This is a genomic window from Streptomyces sp. NPDC090032, assembly GCF_044748025.1.
Classification (GTDB): domain Bacteria; phylum Actinomycetota; class Actinomycetes; order Streptomycetales; family Streptomycetaceae; genus Streptomyces.
In genome coordinates this window covers 1-20649 of the sequence record NZ_JBIVFF010000021.1, presented here as the reverse complement: position 1 = coordinate 20649, position 20649 = coordinate 1, and the positions used below count along the sequence as shown (strand labels likewise).

At 70.0% G+C, this 20649-nt stretch carries 20 protein-coding genes; 4 read left to right on the top strand and 16 right to left on the bottom strand.

Annotation, left to right across the window (positions count from 1 at the left end; all coding sequences use genetic code 11):
• Positions 1-71: 71 nt before the first annotated feature.
• Positions 72-1406, bottom strand: a complete 1335-nt coding sequence (locus tag ACIPWY_RS36935) for a helix-turn-helix domain-containing protein (RefSeq protein WP_401536729.1) — start codon at positions 1404-1406, stop codon at positions 72-74.
• A gap of 174 nt (positions 1407-1580) precedes the next feature.
• On the opposite strand from ACIPWY_RS36935, the gene ACIPWY_RS36930 reads away from it, so the two are divergent.
• A complete protein-coding gene (locus ACIPWY_RS36930; RefSeq protein ID WP_401536727.1) occupies positions 1581-2330 on the top strand; it encodes a DUF4232 domain-containing protein in 750 nt (249 codons plus the stop codon).
• A 75-nt stretch (positions 2331-2405) separates the two neighbouring features.
• Here ACIPWY_RS36930 and hemB read toward each other — a convergent pair whose 3' ends face one another.
• The 6 genes from hemB to ACIPWY_RS36900 form a co-directional block, all read right to left on the bottom strand.
• Positions 2406-3395 (bottom strand): porphobilinogen synthase, encoded by a 990-nt coding sequence (hemB, locus tag ACIPWY_RS36925; RefSeq protein WP_362908535.1) that lies wholly within the window; start codon positions 3393-3395, stop codon positions 2406-2408.
• A gap of 69 nt (positions 3396-3464) precedes the next feature.
• Positions 3465-5150, bottom strand: a complete 1686-nt coding sequence (locus ACIPWY_RS36920) for a uroporphyrinogen-III synthase (protein ID WP_362908534.1) — start codon at positions 5148-5150, stop codon at positions 3465-3467.
• A complete protein-coding gene (gene hemC, locus ACIPWY_RS36915; RefSeq protein WP_362908533.1) occupies positions 5147-6106 on the bottom strand; it encodes a hydroxymethylbilane synthase in 960 nt (319 codons plus the stop codon). Before hemC ends, ACIPWY_RS36920 begins: the two co-directional genes overlap by 4 nt.
• Entirely contained in the window at positions 6103-7470 is a 1368-nt protein-coding gene (locus ACIPWY_RS36910) for a glutamyl-tRNA reductase (protein WP_401536724.1), read from the bottom strand. Before ACIPWY_RS36910 ends, hemC begins: the two co-directional genes overlap by 4 nt.
• The gene (locus ACIPWY_RS36905) at positions 7467-8237 is read right to left on the bottom strand and encodes a redox-sensing transcriptional repressor Rex (RefSeq protein ID WP_362908531.1); all 771 of its coding nucleotides are present in this window, start codon (positions 8235-8237) and stop codon (positions 7467-7469) included. Before ACIPWY_RS36905 ends, ACIPWY_RS36910 begins: the two co-directional genes overlap by 4 nt.
• 338 nt (positions 8238-8575) lie before the next feature.
• Positions 8576-8863, bottom strand: coding sequence for a glutaredoxin family protein (locus ACIPWY_RS36900; RefSeq protein ID WP_116511371.1), 288 nt, complete (start codon positions 8861-8863; stop codon positions 8576-8578).
• 126 nt (positions 8864-8989) lie between these two features.
• Here ACIPWY_RS36900 and ACIPWY_RS36895 point away from each other — a divergent pair, with 126 nt between their 5' ends.
• The 3 genes from ACIPWY_RS36895 (at position 8990) to ACIPWY_RS36885 (ending at position 12548) form a co-directional block, all read left to right on the top strand.
• On the top strand, positions 8990-9967 hold the full coding sequence (locus ACIPWY_RS36895) for an HAD-IB family hydrolase (protein ID WP_362908530.1): 978 nt from the start codon (positions 8990-8992) through the stop codon (positions 9965-9967).
• Between the two features lie 326 nt (positions 9968-10293).
• Positions 10294-11085: an ECF subfamily RNA polymerase sigma factor, BldN family gene (locus ACIPWY_RS36890; RefSeq protein WP_362908529.1), complete on the top strand. Its 792-nt coding sequence runs from the start codon at positions 10294-10296 to the stop codon at positions 11083-11085.
• Positions 11086-11342: 257 nt separating this feature from the next.
• Positions 11343-12548 (top strand): DUF5667 domain-containing protein, encoded by a 1206-nt coding sequence (locus ACIPWY_RS36885; RefSeq protein WP_393705469.1) that lies wholly within the window; start codon positions 11343-11345, stop codon positions 12546-12548.
• 92 nt (positions 12549-12640) lie between these two features.
• Here ACIPWY_RS36885 and ACIPWY_RS36880 read toward each other — a convergent pair whose 3' ends face one another.
• The 9 genes from ACIPWY_RS36880 to ACIPWY_RS36840 form a co-directional block, all read right to left on the bottom strand.
• Complete coding sequence (locus ACIPWY_RS36880) at positions 12641-13711, bottom strand: lysophospholipid acyltransferase family protein (protein ID WP_362908527.1); 1071 nt, start codon at positions 13709-13711, stop codon at positions 12641-12643.
• A gap of 14 nt (positions 13712-13725) precedes the next feature.
• Complete coding sequence (locus ACIPWY_RS36875; protein WP_362908526.1) at positions 13726-14787, bottom strand: NAD-dependent epimerase/dehydratase family protein; 1062 nt, start codon at positions 14785-14787, stop codon at positions 13726-13728.
• 279 nt (positions 14788-15066) lie between these two features.
• The gene (locus tag ACIPWY_RS36870) at positions 15067-15165 is read right to left on the bottom strand and encodes a 30S ribosomal protein bS22 (RefSeq protein ID WP_003948845.1); all 99 of its coding nucleotides are present in this window, start codon (positions 15163-15165) and stop codon (positions 15067-15069) included.
• Between the two features lie 119 nt (positions 15166-15284).
• A complete protein-coding gene (locus ACIPWY_RS36865; RefSeq protein WP_159032723.1) occupies positions 15285-15497 on the bottom strand; it encodes a helix-turn-helix domain-containing protein in 213 nt (70 codons plus the stop codon).
• Between the two features lie 129 nt (positions 15498-15626).
• Entirely contained in the window at positions 15627-16442 is an 816-nt protein-coding gene (locus ACIPWY_RS36860; protein ID WP_393706209.1) for a phosphatase, read from the bottom strand.
• A gap of 107 nt (positions 16443-16549) precedes the next feature.
• Positions 16550-17725, bottom strand: a complete 1176-nt coding sequence (locus ACIPWY_RS36855; RefSeq protein WP_393706210.1) for an acetoin utilization protein AcuC — start codon at positions 17723-17725, stop codon at positions 16550-16552.
• Positions 17676-18905: an MFS transporter gene (locus ACIPWY_RS36850; RefSeq protein WP_393706211.1), complete on the bottom strand. Its 1230-nt coding sequence runs from the start codon at positions 18903-18905 to the stop codon at positions 17676-17678. Before ACIPWY_RS36850 ends, ACIPWY_RS36855 begins: the two co-directional genes overlap by 50 nt.
• A gap of 127 nt (positions 18906-19032) precedes the next feature.
• Entirely contained in the window at positions 19033-19761 is a 729-nt protein-coding gene (locus tag ACIPWY_RS36845) for a VC0807 family protein (protein ID WP_393706212.1), read from the bottom strand.
• Between the two features lie 136 nt (positions 19762-19897).
• Positions 19898-20542 (bottom strand): HAD family hydrolase, encoded by a 645-nt coding sequence (locus ACIPWY_RS36840; RefSeq protein ID WP_401536719.1) that lies wholly within the window; start codon positions 20540-20542, stop codon positions 19898-19900.
• Positions 20543-20649 lie beyond the last annotated feature (107 nt).

The window sequence follows — 20649 nt, the reverse complement described above, 5'->3', positions numbered from 1 at the left end:
CAGCCCGATACGACGGCTGTGCCCCCGCCGGAAGTCCCCGGCGGGGGCACAGTCGTTCAGTGGGCCGGCGGCTACCCGTCGACGCGCTCGCCCCAGCTGCCCGCCCCGATCGGGTAGTCGTAGCCGGGGCGGCCGACATCGGCGCTGGTGCGAAACGCGCGCCCCTGGTCGTCGACCTTCAGGACGCCGTGGCGGGAGCCGCTCGACCACTTCAGCTCCAGGACCCAGCTGACATCGTGGGCCTTGGCGTTCGCCTTGACGTAGAAGACCTCGGGGTCGCTCTCGCTGACCTTGTACGGGAAGTCGCGCTGCCCGTTCTTCGGCGCCGAGACCGGGCGGGGCGCGTCGAGGTCCACGCCGAACGACTTCGTGTCGACGTTGCCCCCGCAGCCCACGCCCATCGAGTAGTCGTTCCACGCGAGCGGCGCACCGGACTTCATGACGCGGACGTCCATGTCCTCCAGGACCACGGTGTCGCTGCCGGTCCCCTGAACGGTGAGCTTGATGAGCTGCTCCCCCGACGCGACCGCGCCGAGCGCGCCGACCCAGGTCGGGGCGTCCTGTTCGAGGGGCGGCGGGGGCACCTGGGCCGGCGGCCGGTCGATCAGGAAGTGCTGGCTGCACGGGCTCTCGTAGACGTACGGCGTGGTGGCGACGGTCAGCGGGGTGCCGGTGCCCCCCTCGTCTGCCGCCGGGGCGGACGGGGCGCCGGGCGCGCCGTCGTCCGGGGCGTCGCTGCGGGACGGGCCCGCGGAAGGCTTGCGCTGGTGGCTCGCCGACGGGGACGCCTTGCCGGACGGGTCCGCGGAGCGCGCTCCCGGCGTGACGGACGAGGCGGCCCCGGAGCGATCCTTCCGACCGCCGCCCTCGCCGCTCCCGTCATTGGCGAAGTGCACGGCGAACGCGCCGGCTCCCCCGGCCACGACGACGGCCAGAGCGGCGGCGAGCACGACCGCACGCCGGGAGCGGCGCCTCTTCGGGGAGGTCGAGGCGGGTGCGGGCTCCGGGGCCGCCGGGTTGAGTACGCGCTCCGGGGCCGGGCTGGGCAGGGGCTCCGCATCGGGCACGGGCACGGGCGCCACGGGTTCCACCGCTACGGCCGCCGGCTCCGCCGCTTCGGCCGCCGGCTCCCCCGCTGTCGCCGCCGGCTTCGTCCTGCGCGCCGCGTCCGCGAGGACCCACAGCCGGTGCAGCTCGACGAGCTCCTCGGGAGCGGCCTTGCACAGCCGCGCCAACCGCTCGACCGGCGCGTAGTCGACCGGCACCGCGTCCCCGTTGCAGTACCGGTGCAGCGTCGACGTACTCATGTGCAGCCGCTTCGCGAGCACGCCGTAACTCAGCCCGGACCGCTCCTTCAGCCCTCGCAAGCGCGCCGCGAACTCGGCCGTCCCGTCAGCCTCAGCCACCGTTCTCCAACCCCCCTCATCCCAGACCGGCATTCCAGGGCACCACCATTTCCCCAGGTCAGAGCCGGTACGAACGTTCCAGCGTCCCAAGTGGTCCTGTGGTGCTGGCGATTGGGACGGATCACCGCACAAGCTCTGGTCATCCAAGCACGCCGCTACCGAAGGGGCTCACCAATGTCCATCGCCGCACCCACCCGCTCCCGTGTCCGCCTCCTCACGGCCGCCGCCACGGTCGCCCTCGCAGCGCTCTCCCTGACCGCATGCAACGACGGGGGCGGGGTCCGCGACGAGGGGTCGTCGCAGCAGCCGTCGAACTCGACGCCGGCCGACGGCGACAACGGCAAGGACACGGTCGCCGGAACCACGACGGGCTCCGGCACGGGAACGGGCACCGACTCCGGATCAGGCTCCGGCTCCGGCACCGGAAATGGCGCCACCAGCAAGCCGAAGCCTCAGCCCGCCTCCACCGGCAAGGACAAGCCCGCCACCTCCACCGCCCGCGTCACCTGCAACGGCTCCACGGTCAAGGTCGCCGCCCAGTCCGTCACGCGCCCCATCAACCACATGCTCCTGACGGTGACCAACACCGGCTCGAAGCGCTGCGACCTGTACGGCTACCCGGCGGTCCGCTTCGGCGAGGCCCAGTCGGTCCCGCCGGTGATCGACGACTCGCAGCCGCAGGCGGTGGTCTCCCTGTCCCCGGGCCAGTCCGCCTACGCGGGCGTCGCGCTCTCCGGCGGCGACGACGGCGGCGGCGCCAACGGGCGTACGGAGAAGACGCTCGAGGTGTTCTTCCAGGGCCGCAACACGAACGACGGCGGCCCCGGCGCCAAGGCCGCGCTGCCCGCGAAGGGCGTCTACATCGACGACTCCCTCAAGGTCACGTACTGGCAGCAGTCGATGAGCGACGCGCTGAACTGGTGAGTGAGAGGACGCAAAAAAGCTGCCCCACCGGACAAGTGCCGGCGGGGCAGCGGGAGTTCAGGGGGTCGGGCGCGGTCACAGGCCGCGTGCGACCTCCGTCGCCCAGTACGTGAGGATCATGTTCGCGCCGGCCCGCTTGATGCCGAGCAGCGTCTCCATGATGGCCCGGTCACGCTCGATCCAGCCGCGCTGCGCGGCGGCCTCGATCATCGCGTACTCGCCGCTGATCTGGTACGCGGCCACCGGCACGTCCACGGACTCGGCGACCTTGGCGAGGATGTCGAGGTAGGGGCCGGCCGGCTTGACCATCACCATGTCGGCGCCCTCTTCGAGGTCGAGCGCCAGCTCCCGCAGGGACTCCCGCACGTTCGCCGGGTCCTGCTGGTACGTCTTGCGGTCGCCGGTCAGCGACGAGCCGACGGCCTCACGGAAGGGCCCGTAGAACGCCGACGAATACTTCGCGGTGTAGGCGAGGATCGAGACGTCCTCCTTGCCGATGGTGTCGAGCGCGTCGCGGATGACCCCGACCTGCCCGTCCATCATGCCGCTGGGGCCCACGACATGGGCGCCCGCGTCGGCCTGGACCTGCGCCATCTCGGCGTACCGCTCCAGCGTCGCGTCGTTGTCGACGCGCCCCTCGGAATCCAGGACACCGCAGTGCCCGTGGTCCGTGAACTCGTCGAGGCACAGGTCCGACATGACGATGAGGTCGTCACCGACCTCGGCGCGCACGTCGCGCAGCGCCACCTGAAGGATGCCGTCGGGGTCCGTACCGACCGTCCCGAGGGCGTCCTTCTTCGCGTCCTCCGGCACACCGAAGAGCATGATCCCGGAGACCCCTGCCTCCAGCGCCTCGACGGCCGCCTTCTTCAGGGTGTCCCGGGTGTGCTGCACGACACCGGGCATGGACCCGATCTCGACCGGCTCGCTGATGCCCTCCCGCACGAACGCGGGAAGGATCAGATCGGCCGGGTGCAGCCGCGTCTCGGCGACCATGCGCCGCATGGCGGGGGTGGTGCGCAGCCGCCGCGGCCGCGCCCCCGGGAAGGATCCGTACTCAGTCACACCGACACTCCACGTCTCAACTACTGCTGCGGGCGGGCGCCCTTGGCCGGCGCCCACCCCATCACAGTCCTACGGCGCCGCGCGCCTGCGACGGGCCCCGGGCCGCCGCTCACTCGGCCGGGACACAGGATCCCCCGCCTCGAGCGCGGCCGTACGCCGCCTGGCACCGAAGTCGGCCAGCGCCTGCGCCAGCCGGTGCACCGACGGCTCCGGAGACATCACGTCCACGCGCAGCCCGTGCTCCTCGGCGGTCTTGGCCGTCGCGGGGCCGATGCACGCGATCACGGTCACGTTGTGCGGCTTTCCGGCGATACCCACCAGGTTCCGCACGGTCGACGACGAGGTGAACAGCACGGCGTCGAACCCGCCGCCCTTGATCGCCTCACGCGTGTCGGCCGGCGGCGGCGAAGCCCGCACGGTCCGGTAGGCGGTCACGTCGTCGACCTCCCACCCGAGTTCGATGAGCCCGGCGACGAGCGTCTCGGTGGCGATGTCGGCGCGCGGCAGGAAGACACGGTCGATCGGGTCGAAGACCGGGTCGTACGGCGGCCAGTCCTCGAGGAGACCGGCGGCGGACTGCTCACCGCTCGGCACGAGGTCGGGCTTCACGCCGAACGCGATGAGCGCGTTCGCGGTCTGCTCGCCCACCGCGGCGACCTTGATCCCGGCGAAGGCACGGGCGTCGAGCCCGTACTCCTCGAACTTCTCGCGCACGGCCTTGACCGCGTTCACCGAGGTGAAGGCGATCCACTCGTAGCGCCCGGTGACGAGGCCCTTGACCGCGCGCTCCATCTGCTGGGGCGTGCGCGGCGGCTCGACGGCGATCGTCGGCACCTCGTGCGGCACGGCACCGTACGAGCTGAGCTGGTCGGAGAGCGACGCCGCCTGCTCCTTGGTACGCGGCACGAGGACCTTCCAGCCGAACAGCGGCTTGGACTCGAACCACGAGAGCTGGTCGCGCTGAGCGGCCGCGGAGCGCTCGCCGACCACGGCTATGACGGGGCGACCGCCCTCCGGGGAGGGCAGCACCTTCGCCTGCTTGAAGGTCTGGGCGATCGTGCCGAGCGTCGCGGACCAGGTCCGCTGGCGCGTCGTCGTACCGGCGACCGTGACGGTCAGCGGGGTGTCCGGCTTGCGGCCCGCCGCGACCAGCTCACCGGCGGCCGCGGCCACCGCGTCGAGCGTCGTCGAGACGACGACCGTGCCGTCGGACGCGCCGACCTCGGTCCAGCAGCGCTCGGAGGCCGTGCGGGCGTCGACGAACCGCACGTCCGCGCCCTGCGCGTCCCGCAGCGGAACACCGGCGTACGCGGGCACACCGACGGCCGCCGCGATGCCGGGCACGACCTCGAAGGAGAGCCCGTCGGCCGCGCAGGCCAGCATCTCCCCGGTCGCGTAGGTGTCGAGTCCGGGGTCGCCGCTGACGGCACGCACGACCCGCTTGCCGCTCCGCGCGGCCTCCATGACAAGATTGGCGCAGTCCCTCAACGCGGGGACAGAGACGGCGGTTGACGCATCGTCAGCTACCGTCTGCGCCGGTGTGCCCGGGCCCTCCGCGCCGAGGACGGTCACGCCCGCCTTGGCGTGGGTGCGGACGACGTCGAGCACTTCGGGCTCGGCGATCAGCACATCCGCTCGGGCGAGCGCCTCCACGGCGCGCAGCGTCAGTAGTCCTGGATCTCCGGGACCGGCACCGAGGAAGGTGACGTGCCCGGTTGCCCAGGTGGGAGAAGGGTCAGAGGTGGTGGGGCTCAAAGTGCTCGCTCCCCCATCAGACCGGCCGCGCCTTTGGCGAGCATCTCGGCAGCGAGTTCACGACCGAGCGCGAGCGCCTGGTCTTCCGTCTCGGGCACGGGACCGGTGGTGGACAGCTGCACCAGAGCGGAGCCGTCGGTCGTACCGACGACGCCGCGCAGGCGCATTTCGTTGGCAATCTGCCCGTCGGCCAGCAGGTCGGCCAGTGCACCCACAGGTGCGCTGCAACCGGCCTCCAGGGCGGCGAGCAGGGATCGCTCGGCGGTCACGGCGACTCGTGTGAACGAGTCGTCGAGCTCTCCGAGCACGGCGGCGAGGTCCGCGTCGGACGCGGCGCACTCGATCGCCAGGGCCCCCTGGCCGGGGGCGGGCAGAACAGTGTCGACCGCGAGGAAGTCCGTCACTTCCCCGATGCGGCCGATCCGGTTCAGTCCGGCGGCGGCGAGCACGACGGCGTCGAGCTCCCCGTTGTGCACGTAACCGACGCGGGTGTCGATGTTCCCGCGGATCGGCACGGTCTCTATGTGCATGCCGTGGCTGCGCGCGAACGCGTTCAGCTGCGACATGCGGCGCGGCGAACCGGTACCGACGCGCGCCCCCTTCGGGAGCTGCGCGAAGGTCAGTCCGTCGCGGGCGACGAGTACGTCGCGCGGGTCCTCGCGCAGCGGCACGGCCGCCAGCGTGAGGCCCGGGTGGGGCGTGGTCGGCAGGTCCTTGAGGGAGTGCACGGCGAAGTCGACGTCACCGCGCAGCAGCGCCTCGCGCAGCGCCACGACGAACACGCCGGTGCCGCCGATCTGCGCCAGGTGCTCGCGGGTCGTGTCGCCGTACGTGGTGATCTCGACCAGCTCGACGGGCCGTCCCGTCACCTGCCGTACTGCCTCAGCCACGCGCCCGGACTGGGCCATGGCGAGCTTGCTGCGCCTGGTCCCGAGCCTGAGTGCCCTGTCCGTCATGATGCCCGGCCTCGATTCTTGGCTACCGGCTCGTTCAGCTCGTTCAGATCGGCCCGCGAGACGGCGGCGACCGCCTCCGGGTCGAGGTCGAAAAGGGTCCGCAGCGCGTCCGCGTATCCGGCACCGCCGGGCTCGGCGGCCAGCTGCTTGACCCGCACGGTCGGCGCGTGCAGGAGCTTGTCCACGACGCGCCGCACGGTCTGGGTGATCTCCGCGCGCTGCTTCTCGTCGAGCTCCGGCAGGCGCCCGTCGAGCCGCGCGATCTCGCCGGCGACCACGTCGGCGGCCATCGTGCGCAGGGCGACGACGGTCGGCGTGATGGTCGCGGCGCGCTGAGCGGCGCCGAACGCGGCGACCTCGTCGGAGACGATGCCCCGCACCTGGTCCACATCGGCCGCCATCGGAGCGTCGGCCGAGGCCTGCGCGAGCGACTCGATGTCGACGAAACGCACCCCGCCGATGCGGTGTGCGGCGCCGTCGATGTCACGCGGCATCGCGAGGTCGAGCAGCGAGAGGCCGCCCTTACGTCCCTCGGTGGCGCGCAGGATCTCGGCCTCGGTCAGGACGAGCCCGGTCGCTCCGGTGCAGGAGACGACGACATCGGCACGTGTCAGTTCGTCGCCGACGGCGTCCATGGGAACCGCTCGCGCGGCCACCCCGGTACCGCCGGGCTCGCTCAGGATCTGCGCGAGCCGCTCGGCGCGCTCCAGCGTGCGGTTGGCGATGACGACCTCGGCGACCCCGGCGCGCGCGAGCGTCGCCGCGGCCAGCGAGGACATCGATCCGGCGCCGATCACCAGGGCGCGCTTGTCCTTGGCCCATACGTCGACGGCCTGCCCGGCGGCCAGCTGTTCGAGGCCGAACGTGACCAGGGACTGGCCGGCGCGGTCGATCCCCGTCTCCGAGTGGGCCCGCTTGCCGACCCGCAGGGCCTGCTGGAACAGGTCGTTGAGGAGGCGGCCCGCGGTGTGCAGCTCCTGGGAGCGCGCGAGGCCGTCCTTGATCTGGCCGAGGATCTGGCCCTCGCCCACGACCATCGAGTCCAGCCCGCACGCCACCGAGAAGAGGTGGTGGACGGCCCGGTCCTCGTAGTGCACGTAAAGATAAGGAGTGAGCTCCTCGAGACCGACGCCGCTGTGCTGGGCGAGCAGCGTCGAGAGCTCGGCGACACCCGCGTGGAACTTGTCCACGTCGGCGTACAGCTCGATGCGGTTGCACGTCGAGAGCACCGAGGCCTCGACGGCGGGCTCCGCGGCGAGCGTGTCCTGGAGCAGCTTCGCCTGGGCGTCCGCGGAGAGCGCGGCGCGCTCGAGGACGCTCACGGGGGCGCTGCGGTGGCTCAGGCCTACGACGAGGAGACTCATGCCGGCATCACGGCGGGGACATCCCCGTCGGGTCCCTTGCGGGCCGGCTTCGCCGCGGCGGCCGGGGTCTCGGCGTCGGCCTCGTCCGCCGAGTCGTCCTGGCCCTCGCCGGCCTTGCGCTGCTCGTGGAAGGCGAGGATCTGGAGCTCGATGGAGAGGTCGACCTTGCGCACGTCGACGCCGTCCGGGACGGTCAGGACGGTCGGCGCGAAGTTGAGGATCGAGGTGACACCCGCGGCGACGAGCCGGTCGCAGACCTGCTGGGCCGCGCCCGCGGGGGTCGCGATGACGCCGATGGAGACGCCGTTGTCGTCGACGATCTTCTCGAGGTCGTCGGCGTGCTGCACGGCCATGCCCGCGACGGACTTGCCGGTCATCGCCGGGTCGGCGTCGATCAGGGCGGCGACACGGAAGCCGCGGGAGGCGAACCCGCCGTAATTGGCCAGGGCGGCGCCGAGGTTACCGATACCGACCATCACGATCGGCCAGTCCTGGGTGAGGCCGAGCTCGCGGGAGATCTGGTAGACGAGGTACTCGACGTCGTAGCCCACACCGCGGGTGCCGTAGGAACCGAGGTACGAGAAGTCCTTGCGCAGCTTCGCGGAGTTGACCCCCGCGGCGGCCGCGAGCTCCTCGGAGGAGACCGTGGGAACCGAGCGTTCCGACAGGCCGGTGAGGGCCCGGAGGTACAGCGGAAGGCGGGCGACGGTGGCCTCGGGAATTCCTCGGCTGCGGGTCGCCGGTCGGTGAGTTCGGCCAGTTGCCACGGTGCTCCTGCGGGTAGAGCGGGGCTGCGGGCGGTCGTACGTCCCAGGACCGCCCCGTCGAATGCAGGCTATGTCTTTGTGAACGCGTGCACAAAGATGGTGTCCGATTTGCCCGGGCAACGTGACCGGGGTCACGCGCCCCTGGCGCGCGCATATGGAACCGGCGCGCAAGCCGCTTCGTTGCCTGCTTGAAGGGGGCAAAACCGCACACTCTCCTCTACGATCCGCGCCCCCGAGACCAAACCGCCCCCGATCCTAAGCGACTTTCCGGACCACTTGGACTGCTCAGTCAGTGACGGTCGCTACTCCCCCGCGGACACCGGTGGACCACCGGCAGATCAGCCTGTCAGCGCACGCCGAAGTCGATCTTCGTTCACCTTCCAGAAGTCATGCTGTGCTCCGTCCACGAGCACCACGGGGATCTGCTCCCAGTACAAGCGGTACAACTCCTCGTCCTGGGTGATGTCCTTCTTCTCCCAGGGCGCGCCGAGCTCGCCGCACACCTTCTCGATCACCTCCTGCGCGTCGTCACACAGATGGCAGCCGGGCTTCCCGACCAGGGTGACCAGACGCTCCTCGGGGCTCTTCTTCTCGCTCCGGCGAAAAATGGGGCTCATACCGGCCATTCTCGCTCCGCCGGCGCCTCCCGGCGCACCTCTCCCGCCGGTTGTTTAACGGCTGGGTCGCAGAGAGTTCACAGCGCCGAATCCTCGCGACACGGAACCACCGAACAAACTGGCTATGCTCACGACATGGCCGCTCTCGGATGGCTCACACCCCGTAGGCGCTCCGCCACCGCGCGGAGCGTATTGGCTGGCGAGGCCTCGGCCGAAGCCGCCCGCAAGTCGGAGCTGGGGGCACCCCCTGGCCCTCCAGGCCTTGAGGGAGAGCTGGAGCAGCTCGGCGAGGCGACACAGCCCGCCGAAGGCACCCCTGAGACGGAGTTCCCAGTCGTCGGCGACGACAAGGCCGCCGCCTTCTTCGACCTGGACAACACCGTCATGCAGGGCGCCGCGATCTTCCACTTCGGCCGCGGCCTCTACAAGCGGAAGTTCTTCCAGCGTCGCGAGCTGGTCAAGTTCGGCTGGCAGCAGGCCTGGTTCAGGATCGCCGGGGTCGAGGACCCCGAGCACATGCAGGACGCCCGCGACAGCGCGCTGTCCATCGTCAAGGGCCACCGCGTCGCCGAGCTGATGTCCATCGGCGAGGAGATCTACGACGAGTACATGGCCGAGCGCATCTGGCCCGGCACCCGCGCCCTCGCCCAGGCGCACCTGGACGCGGGACAGAAGGTGTGGCTCGTCACCGCCGCCCCCGTGGAGACCGCGACGATCATCGCCCGCCGCCTCGGCCTGACCGGCGCCCTCGGCACGGTCGCCGAGTCCGTCGGCGGCGTCTACACGGGCAAGCTCGTCGGCGAACCCCTGCACGGCCCCGCGAAGGCCGAGGCCGTCCGCGCCCTCGCCGCGGCCGAGGGCCTCGATCTGAGCCGCTGCGCCGCATACAGCGACTCGCACAACGACATCCCGATGCTGTCGCTCGTAGGACATCCGTACGCGATCAATCCGGACACCAAACTGCGCAAGCACGCACGCGAACGTGACTGGCGGCTGCGCGACTACCGCACGGGCCGCAAGGCCGCGAAGGTCGGCATCCCGGCCGCGGCGGGAGTCGGCGCACTGGCCGGGGGCACGGCCGCCGCGGTGGCCCTGCACCGCCGTCGCCGCTGACTCGCGGCGCTCCCGGGCGCGAGCGCCAATCGCACCCCCTTACCCCCGCACGGCTCCCGCCAGTCCCGTTGGTTCAACTCGGCCACAACACGCCCCGCGCTCAGACGGAACATGACCTAATCCGATCAACAAGCGGTCACTCTCCGGTACTTGAACCGACTCCGTTCAGTTACGGAAGCGACGTAATCGGTGATTTGAGCAACTGGGTGTAGCGCTCCCTGCACGAAGCGTTATTCTCCTCAGACGCAAACCGGTACCCACACGTCAACACGACGAGTGAACGGTCCCGCACTGCACGTGATGGAAGCTCTGCCTCTGGGAGTCCCGTGTACCCACACGTCGGGGTTGACGCCTCGGGCCTGGCTACGCTGCGCGCAACGGTCTCCGACCGCTTGCGCGGCTTCGTCCCCACCGCGTACGCCGTCCCCGCCCTCGCCGTCGCGGCACCCGCCGCGAACGGCCTTACCGGTCCTTGCTATGCCCTTGCCGACGGGAGCACCACGGTCGGAAGACGCGCCCGCTCCGGTTCCGCCGGCACGTCCACCGCACGCCGCCCCGCCGCGGACAGCGACAGCGCCCGCATGATGGATCTCGTCGAGCGCGCCCAGGCGGGCGAGGCCGACGCGTTCGGCCGTCTCTACGACCAGTACAGCGACACCGTCTACCGCTACATCTACTACCGCGTCGGCGGGAAGGCGACGGCCGAGGATCTCACCAGCGAGACGTTCCTGCGCGCCCTGCGCCGCATCGGCACGTTCACCTGGCAGGGCCGAGACTTCGGCGCCTGGCTGGTCACGATCGCGCGGAACCTGGTCGCCGACCACTTCAAGTCGAGCCGTTTCCGCCTGGAAGTGACCACCGGCGAAATGCTCGACGCGAACGAGGTCGAGCGCAGCCCCGAGGACTCCGTCCTCGAGTCCCTGTCGAACGCGGCCCTGCTCGACGCGGTGCACCGGCTCAACCCCCAGCAGCAGGAGTGCGTGACCCTGCGCTTCCTCCAAGGCCTCTCGGTCGCCGAGACGGCCAAGGTGATGGGCAAGAACGAGGGCGCGATCAAGACCCTCCAGTACCGCGCCGTACGCACCCTGGCGCGCCTGCTCCCGGACGACGCCCGTTAGCGGCCGGTGGGGCCCACCCCACCCGCGGCGTCGCCGTGTAGCCGTCAACTCACCTTCTGTGAGGGGCAGATGGGATCGCGGTCCGATCATCCGCCGTCCGTAACCCAAGTGCCGCGTCGCTCGTTATGCGGGATGCAGGCTCCCTGTGGTCACCCCCCGACTGCTTCCACTCACTCGATCGTGTGGAAGCGCTCAGGGTGTGCAACCCTCAGGACCCCCTGGGGAGTCGACCGTCATGACGAGAGGAGGTGCCGCCAGTGATCGCGAACGTATCGGCACACCGGCGGGCGAACGCCTTCGCCCAGGCCCTGGAGGAGCAGTCCGACCGGGAAGCTGCGGCCGTACAGCAAGAAGAGCCCCCCGCCGAACAAGGCGAGCAGGGCAAGCTGTTGGCGCTGGCGACCGGGCTGGACGAGCTGCCCAAGCCTGAGCTTGACCCCGAGGTCAAGGTGGTTCAACGAGCCCAGCTCGTGGCCGCCATGGAGGCCATGCTGCTCGAAGGCACGGCTGCGGGGGGTGCGGGTCCAGGCCCTTCCGTGCCCGAGCAGCGCGCGCGCAAGGGCGCTCACCGGGCGAGCCCACTGCGGAAGTTGCGACCCCGCTCACGCCTGTCCAAGGGCATCGCGGCCGGCGGCCTCACCGTCGGTGTCGCCGCGGGAGCCTTCGGCGGCGTCGCCGCTGCCAGCTCCGACGCCCTCCCCGGTGACCACCTCTACGGACTGAAACGCGGGATGGAGGACCTGAAACTGGGCATGGCCGACGGAGACTCCGACCGCGGCCGGATCTATCTCGACCAGGCCTCCACCCGGCTGAGCGAAGCGCGCCGGCTCATGGAGCGCGGCCGCAGCGGACAGCTCGACCACGAGTCCCTCGGCGAAGTCAGACGCACGCTCTCCGGCGTCCAGTACGACGCCTCCGAGGGCCACCGCCTGCTCCTCGAGGCCTACCGCAGGGACGGCTCTCTCGGCCCCATCCAGGCCCTGTCGTCGTTCACCCAGTCCCACCGCGAGAACTGGGACGCACTGCGCGACCGCCTCCCCGTACAACTCGGCGACGTGGGCGAGCAGGTCAGCTCGGTCTTCGACGCCATAGACCAAGAGGTCGACCCGCTGCGGTCCCTGCTCCCGCAGGCCCCCGAAAAGGACGGCCGCACCGGCGGACAGCCCGGCATCCACGACAGGACGCCCGGTTCCTCCGGCGACGACCGCTCCACCCCGACGGCCGGCGGAGCGTCGGGCAGCCGCCAGGACAGCTCGGGCAAACCCCGCCCGTCCTCCTCCGGCACCCACGACGACGGCCTCCTCGGCGACACCACCGGCGGCCTCCTCGACCCGCCCGAGGACGACACCAGCCCCACGCCGCCCGAAGGCAAACACACCACCCCGAAGCCCGACGTCACACTCCCGCCCCTCCTCCCAGGCCTGCTGCCCGGCCTGGGAATCGACAGCGAGGACGCGGACTAGTCACTTCGCCACGTGTTACGCAGAGAGGGCGGCCACCGAATCCGGTGGCCGCCCTCTCTGCGTGAGCCCCGGGCGGGAACTGTTCACAAGACTCAGAAGAACACCGACCGCCGCTGCACCAGCAGCTTGTACAGCGTGTGCTGGATCTGTTCCCTCACCTGATCCGTCAGGTTGAACATCAGCATCGGATCCTCGGCCGCCTCCGGCGGAAAGCCGTCCGTCGGGATCGGCTCGCCGAACTGGATCGTCCACTTCGTCGGCAACGGCACCGCACCCAGCGGACCGAGCCACGGGAACGTCGGCGTGATCGGGAAGTACGGGATGCCGAGGAGGCGCGCCAGGGTCTTCGCGTTGCCGACCATCGGGTAGATCTCCTCCGCCCCGACGATCGAGCACGGCACGATCGGCGTCCCGGCGCGCAACGCCGTCGAGACGAACCCACCGCGCCCGAACCGCTGGAGCTTGTACCGCTCACTGAACGGCTTGCCGATGCCCTTGAACCCCTCCGGCATCACCCCGACCAGCTCACCCCGCTCCAGGAGCCGCTGCGCGTCCTCCGCGCAGGCCAGCGTGTGACCGGCCTTGCGCGCCAGCTCGTTGACCACCGGCAGCATGAACACGAGATCCGCGGCCAGGAGCCGCAGATGCCGGTTCTGCGGATGGTTGTCGTGCACGGCGACCTGCAGCATCACGCCGTCCAGCGGCAGCGTCCCCGAGTGGTTGGCGACGATCAGCGCACCGCCGTCCGCGGGGATGTTCTCGATGCCCTTCACCTCGACCCGGAAGTACTTCTCGTACAGGGGCCGCATCAGGGACATCAGGACCTGATCGGTGAGTTCCTTGTCGTAGCCGAACTCATCGACGTCGTAATCGCCCGTCAGGCGCCGCCGCAGGAACGCGAGGCCGCCCGCGATGCGCCGGTCCAGGCCGCCCCCGGCCTGCGTCCGCTCCCGCGGCTCCGGCCCCCGCGCGGCGGCGGGCGGTGACGGCTCGTCGTACTGCTGCCCCGGCAGCGGCGCGACCTCGCGTACGGCCGCGGGCTCGCCCTTGCGCCGGACGCCCACGCCACGGCGGCGCGGAACCACCTTGCCGTTGCTGTTGCCGACGCCTGCGCCTGCGCGCGAGCGGTCGTCGTCGAACGGAATGACCTTGGCATCCGCCATCGTTGATGCGCTCCTCAGCTGGCGCTCTGCGTCGGGGGGTGACCGCCGCCCAGGAAGGGCAGCGAGGCGATCCGGTCCACGGCACCCGCGACGGCCTCGGGCGGCAGAAGACCGGGCCCGCGGCCACGGACGAACTCCGCGAAGGTCTCCGCCGTCGTGTACTCGGGCCGATAGCCCAGTGTCTCGCGCATCTGGGCCGTCGACACGACCCGCCCGTGCGTGAGCAGCCTGACCTGCTCGGGCGAGAAGTCCGTCGCGCCCAGCGTACGCAGCGCCGATCCCACCCAGGTCACGGCCGGCAGGAACACCGGCACCGTCGGCCGCCCCAGCCGGCGCGAGCACTGCGACAGCAGCAGCACCCCGTCACCGGCGACATTGAACGTGCCGCTGTTGAGCGTCCCCCGCGCCGGATCACGGGACGCGATCCGCAGCACCTCGATGACATCGTCCTCGTGCACGAACTGGAGCCGTGGGTCGTAGCCGAGGACGGTCGGCAGGACCGGCAGCGAGAAGTACTCGGCGAGGGGCGAATCGGCGGCGGGACCGAGGATGTTCGCGAACCGCAGGACGCACACCGCGACATCGGGCCGGCGCCGGGCGAACCCGCGCACATACCCCTCGACCTCCACCGTGTCCTTGGCGAAGCCGCCGCTCGGCAGCGACTTGGGCGGCGTCGTCTCGGTGAACACGGCCGGGTCGCGCGGTGCGGACCCGTACACGTTCGTACTGGACTTCACCACGAGCCGCTTGACCGCCGGCGCCTTCTGGCAGGCGCCGAGCAGCTGCATCGTGCCGATGACGTTCGTCTCCTTGACGGAGCCACGGCCGCCGCTGGCCAGCGGCGTGCCCGTGACATCCAGATGGACGACCGTGTCGACGGTGTGCTCGGCGAGTACCCGGGCGATCGCGGGCTGCCTTATGTCCGCCTGAAGGAAATCGGCTCCCCCCAGATGATGCGCGGGCGCCACCGCGTCCACGCCGATCACCCGGTCCACGTCGGGATCACGCTGGATGCGTCGTACGAAACGGCCCCCGAGCTGCCGGGCCACCCCGGTCACGAGCACGACCTTGCCCAAGATCAGCGCCTACCTTCCGTCGCAGCCTGCCGCGCCCCAGTTCCTTCCGCACCGCCTGGCTCTCGCCGCCACGTTAGCGGGTCGATGTTGCGCTGTGATGACCGCGCGATGCAGGAAGTGACGGCAGCCACAGACGTACGTACAGACCGAGGTCGCCGGGACGTGGCCCTACGCTCCCACACAACCCCGCGAAAGCGGCCCCATAAGGGCCGTGGAACGACTGTGGCCCCTCCACCGGACGGTGGAGGGGCCACAGAGCGCGCTTGATGCAGCGGTCGCTTACTTCTTGTTGCGACGCTGCACGCGGGTGCGCTTCAGCAGCTTGCGGTGCTTCTTCTTGGCCATCCGCTTACGCCGCTTCTTGATAACAGAGCCCACGACTACCCTCGCTCACTTCTCTTCACTCGGTGCGGGGCGTCTGGGCCCACACGACCTACGTCGGCCTAGCCTACCCGGCCTAGCGCTGAGCCTGTAATCGAGGATCCCGGAGGACACCGTCAGGCTGTCTCCACCCCCACGTAGGACTCGCGGAGGTACTCGTGAACCGCTTGTTCCGGGACTCGGAAAGACCTTCCGACCCGGATCGCGGGCAGATGACCACTGTGCACCAACCGGTACACGGTCATCTTCGAGACTCGCATCACCGAGGCGACTTCCGCCACGGTCAGGAACTGCACCTCGTTCAGAGGCCTACTCTCACCAGCAGCCATGACACACCTGAACCTTCCGCACTCGACGGCCACCGGCTTCCCCTTCCGGTGACTCAACGTCGTTGCGTGCTCACTCCCCAGACTAGGGGCGTGTGGTGCGAGTGGGGAAGAGGAGCAGCGGATAGCCCGCTACTGTGACAGACACGCTCGATTGAGTACATAGCGAGTAAGCGGTCGGTAGTAATCGGACCGCACGGCGTCATCAAGCGGAACGACTACGGACACCTGCCCCTCAGCCTCCCCCACGAACAGCGCGGGATCGTCCGTATCCGCCAGCCCGATCGCGTCGAACCCCAACTGACCTGCACCGCAGACCCATCCATGGTCACCCACGACCAGCCCCGGCAGCGGCCCGCCGGCCTGCGCGGCGGCCGCGAGAACCGTGCGAATCGGGAGGGGTGAGTGGGTGTGTACGCCGGTCTCACTCCCCGGCTCACGCGCGCCGGGTTCCCGCACCAGCGCGACTCCATGGACGTAGTCGAGGTCGTACGTACGTAGACCGAACCGGGTCGTTATGTCGACACTCTTACCCTGCGCGGGGGTGAGGACGGGACATCCCGCCGCCGACAGGGCGTCCGCCAACGCGGCGTAGAAACCGAGGAGTCGATGCGGGTGACCCGTCCCGAAAAGCACCGGGACACGACCCCGCACGGCCTCACCGAGCCGCTTCGCGAACGCGTCGAGCGCCACCAGCGTCCGCTCCGGATCGATGACGTCGCACCCCGAGGTGTCCCCCGGATCCCCCGACACCCCGCACTTGTCGGCCATCAGCGCGACCAGATCCCGCTGCCCCCAGCTCCACTCGGGGTCGAGGCCCAGAAGTATCCGCGGATCCCTGGCCGCGAAGAGCCGATAACTGCGCAGACTCACCTCACGGGAGGTCGCCACGGGCCCGGCCAGATGGGCAGCCAGCAGATGCGCACGCAGCGCTCCGGTGCTCAACACCCGTGTGATGCTGGCGCATTGGGGTCCCGGACGCCCCTAAAACCCTGAAAACACCCCACACTTGGCGTAACGCCCCCTACCCTCACCGGGCGCCCGCCACCACACCGCTACGGCAACAGCCCCCGCAGCGGGAACACAGAACGCCTCGTCGCCAGAACCGCCTGGTCGAGCCGGTCGGCCGGGTCGTACCCCGACTCCCAGTCCTGGTACGAGACCGGCCACCGCCCGTCCGTCATCCGCGTGGGAGCCAACTGCCGGGTCCTCGCGAAGACTTCCTGCCGCCAGCTCTCCGGAACGACCGTCCCGGGCGCCACCTCATGCCCCGCGGCGATCCCCACCAGATGCGACCACGACCGCGGCACCACGTCCACCACCGCGTACCCGCCACCGCCGAGCGCGACCCAACGCCCCTCCGCATGCTCGTGCGCCAGCTCATGACAGGCGACCTGCACGGCCCGCTGCGCATCGAGCGAAACCGCCAGATGCGCCAGCGGGTCCTCGAAGTGCGTATCGGCGCCGTGCTGCGTCACCAGTACCTGCGGCCGGAACTCCGCCAGCAGCTCCGGCACTACGGCATGGAAAGCCCGCAGCCACCCCGCGTCCCCGGTCCCCGCCGGCAACGCCACATTGACCGCCGACCCCTCCGCGGCACCGCCGGCCCCCGTCTCCTCGGGCCATCCGGTCTGCGGAAACAGCGTCCGTGGATGCTCGTGCAGCGAAATGGTGAGCACCCGCGGGTCCTCCCAGAAAGCCGCCTGCACCCCGTCTCCGTGGTGCACGTCCACATCGACGTACGCGACCCGCTCGGCGCCGAGCTCCAGCAGACGAGCGATCGCCAGCGCCGCGTCGTTGTAGATACAGAACCCGGAAGCGCCCCCGGGCATCGCATGGTGCAGCCCGCCCGCGAAGTTCACCGCGTGCAGTGCCTCACCGCGCCACACGGCCTCCGCCGCGCCCACGGACTGCCCGGCGATCAGCGCCGACACTTCGTGCATACCGGCGAAGGCCGGATCGTCGACCGTCCCCAGCCCGTAGGTCCCGTCCGCCGAAGCCGGATCGGCGGACGCGGCCTTGACCGCCTCCACATAGTCCTCGCGGTGCACGAGCCGCAGCGTCGACTCACCCGCCGGTTTGGCGGCGACGACCTCCACCTCGCGATCGAGCCCAAGAGCCCCGACGAGACTTCTCGTCAGGGCCAGCCGAACCGGATCCATCGGGTGATCCGGGCCGAAGTCATAGCCCGTTACTGCCTCGTCCCACATCAGCTGTGCGCGGCCGCTCATGTCCGTCACCGTATCGGTCCGCTCCAGGGGCGAAGGACCGGGCGTACACGAGTGTCACGAGCACCAACACCATGGGAACGAGCATCGCCCCCCGGTAGTTCCACGCATCGCCCAGAGCGCCCACAAGGGGCGAACCGATCAGAAATCCTACATAGTTGAAGACATTCAGCCGCGCGATCGCCGAATCCGAAGCATTGGGGCCGTAATTCTCAAAGGCGTGCCTGCCCGCCGCGGCGAACGTCTGCGGCACGATCACGCACAACCCGAGCCCCAGCAGCGTGAACCCGAGCATCCCCACCCAGGGCCCCGGCGCCACCGCCACGACCGCGAACCCGAGCGCCGCCACCACGGCCCCGACCCGCACCACCAGGACCGCCCCGAACCGACGCACTCCAAGATCCCCAAGCGCCCGCCCCACCAGCGTCATGACCATGTAGACGTTGTACGGAACCGTCGACAGCTGCTCCGAACTGCCCAGCACGTCCTGGAGGTACTTCGCACTCCAGTTGGAGACCGTCGAGTCCCCGATGTACGCGATCGCCATCACCAGGCACAGCGGCAACAGCAGTTTGAACACCACCGGCCCACCCGCGGCGCCCTTCGCACCCTCACCCGCGCCGCTCTCCCCGTCGACGTACCAGCGACTCCCCACGAACGCCGCCGGCAACAACAGCACGACCACCGGCAGATACGACACGAACAGCGACAGATCCCAGTGCGCCCCCACCCACGCGAGCGACGCCCCCACGATCCCGCCGAGGCTGTACGCCGCGTGGAACCCGAGCATGATGCTGCGCCCGTACGCCCGCTGCAGGCTCACCCCGAGCATGTTCATGGACGCGTCCAGCGCACCCACCGAGAGCCCGAACGCCCCCAGCGCCACGGCTACTTGCCACAGCGTGTCCCCCGCTCCGACCCCCAGCAGCGCGAGCAGCACGATCGGCTGCGACCACCGCAGGACCCGGCTGGGCCGCACCCGCTTGACCAGCTTCTCGGTACACACGCTCCCGACCCCGGCCAGGATCGGCACCGCCGCGAGAAAGACGGGCAACAGCCCATCCGATATGCCGTACTGATCCTGGATCGCCGGTATTCGAGTCACCAGGAGCGCGAACGCGGCACCCTGCACAAAGAAACTGAAAGCCAGCGAACCTCTGCCACGCCGCAGCACTTCTGTCATGGCCGCACAGCGTATGCCCCGGATCTACCGGTGGGTAGATAGATCTCGCTGCATCTCGAACGAAAGTTCCCGGCCGCCGTCATCGGGCGACCGGGAAAGCGTGTACTCCCGAGGTACTGAGGAGATGTCAGGCGACCCGCTCCACCTGAGCCCGACGACTCCCCAGCTCCCCCTCCACCATCCGCTCCATCGGCCCCACAGCCAGACGCCCGCTGACCCGGATGGCCAGGACCACGGCACCCGCCATGATCACATTCCCGAGCCAGACCATGGTGTCGACCGGCAGCGTGTACGCCCCCACGATCCGCACCACGCACTCGGTGACCAGCGCCAGACCCCACACCGCCGTGAACAGCCGCTCCGCCCGCACGAAGCGCCCTTGCCCTGCCGACAGCCGCTCCCACGCCGCAGTCCGACCGGCATCCCCCTTGGTCACGAAGGGCTTGAGCGCGGACGTGAGGAGCGGCTTGCCGACCACGACCGACACCAGCATCGAGATGCCCACGACACTGCTGATCCCACTGTCCTTGGCCAGCATCAACCGAGGGTCACCCGTCACCGTGCTCAGCAACAGCCCCACCAGGTTCACGAAGAGGATGACCGCGGCCAGCACATTGAGCCGCCCCTCCCGCAGCACCCCCCACACGGTCCGCAGCGCCGGCAGCACACTGCTCCACCCCAGGGCGGCCAGCGTGCTCATGCCGAACCCCTTGCTCAGCACGTAGTACGAGGCCATCGGCAGGACCACGTCCACGACCAGTGGCTTGAGACTTCCCAGGAGGGCCGCGCGATCCCTCTGCGGGGCGGCAGCCGCCTCAGCGGACTTGACCGGTGTCTGTGCAACGAGCTGGCTCATGATCGGGTTCCCTCCGTCGTCACTGTGTACGTCCCGTTCTCGATGTACTCAGCTTCGTGGAGGGCCCCCACCGCCCAACAGAAACGATCGTCCGGGCCTCGCGATGACAAATGTCAGGGCGGTCCCTACGGGGATGTCATGTCAGCAGGTCAGGCAACTTCCGCATGCCACCGAACAGTTCGGTGGCCGAGCTCAACCGGCGCGCGGGCGTCATGGCCGTGAACCCGTAGACATCCATCCCGGCGGCCACGGCGGCCTGGACACCGAGCGGGCTGTCCTCCACGACCGCGCACTTCTCCGGTGCCACACCCATGCGCTGGGCCGCGTAGAGGAAGAGATCCGGCGCCGGCTTCCCTCGCCCGACATCCTGCGAACTGAAGATCCGCCCGTCATCGAACCACTCGTCGAGCCCGGTCTTCCGATGCCCGACGCGAATCCGTTCGTGGCTCCCCGAGGAGGCCACACAGTACGGAACTCCGTCGGCGGCCAGCCTCTCCAGCACCTCGACGGCCCCGGGCACGGGCTCCAGCTCCCGCTCGAAAGCGGCGAAGACCCGCCCGTGAAAAACATCGTCGAAGTCCTCGGGCAGCTGCCGCCCCGTCCGCTCCTCGACAAGATCGTGCACTCGGTGCATGGCAGCGCCCATATAGTCCCTGAGGGATTCCTCGTACGAGGTGGGGTGTCCGAGTTCGGTGAGATAGCCGGCGAGAAGCTTGTTGGAGATCGGCTCGCTGTCGACGAGAACGCCGTCATTATCGAAGATGACCAGGTCGTATCGCATAGCTCGACCCTAAACGCAGAAAACCCCCGTAACAGGATTCTCATCCGTTACGGGGGTTTTCTTCAAAAATAGTTCGGCGGCGTCCTACTCTCCCACAGGGTCCCCCC

What these genes read in the sequence shown, in the direction of transcription:
- ACIPWY_RS36930 (WP_401536727.1), top strand. Translation starts at nt 1,581, where the DNA reads ATGTCCATCGCCGCACCCACCCGCTCCCGTGTCCGCCTCCTCACGGCC.
- hemC (WP_362908533.1), bottom strand. Translation starts at nt 6,106, where the DNA reads ATGACGGACAGGGCACTCAGGCTCGGGACCAGGCGCAGCAAGCTCGCC.
- ACIPWY_RS36910 (WP_401536724.1), bottom strand. Translation starts at nt 7,470, where the DNA reads ATGAGTCTCCTCGTCGTAGGCCTGAGCCACCGCAGCGCCCCCGTGAGC.
- ACIPWY_RS36900 (WP_116511371.1), bottom strand. Translation starts at nt 8,863, where the DNA reads ATGGCCGGTATGAGCCCCATTTTTCGCCGGAGCGAGAAGAAGAGCCCC.
- ACIPWY_RS36895 (WP_362908530.1), top strand. Translation starts at nt 8,990, where the DNA reads ATGGCCGCTCTCGGATGGCTCACACCCCGTAGGCGCTCCGCCACCGCG.
- ACIPWY_RS36880 (WP_362908527.1), bottom strand. Translation starts at nt 13,711, where the DNA reads ATGGCGGATGCCAAGGTCATTCCGTTCGACGACGACCGCTCGCGCGCA.
- ACIPWY_RS36865 (WP_159032723.1), bottom strand. Translation starts at nt 15,497, where the DNA reads ATGGCTGCTGGTGAGAGTAGGCCTCTGAACGAGGTGCAGTTCCTGACC.
- ACIPWY_RS36855 (WP_393706210.1), bottom strand. Translation starts at nt 17,725, where the DNA reads ATGAGCGGCCGCGCACAGCTGATGTGGGACGAGGCAGTAACGGGCTAT.
- ACIPWY_RS36850 (WP_393706211.1), bottom strand. Translation starts at nt 18,905, where the DNA reads ATGACAGAAGTGCTGCGGCGTGGCAGAGGTTCGCTGGCTTTCAGTTTC.
- ACIPWY_RS36845 (WP_393706212.1), bottom strand. Translation starts at nt 19,761, where the DNA reads ATGAGCCAGCTCGTTGCACAGACACCGGTCAAGTCCGCTGAGGCGGCT.
- ACIPWY_RS36840 (WP_401536719.1), bottom strand. Translation starts at nt 20,542, where the DNA reads ATGCGATACGACCTGGTCATCTTCGATAATGACGGCGTTCTCGTCGAC.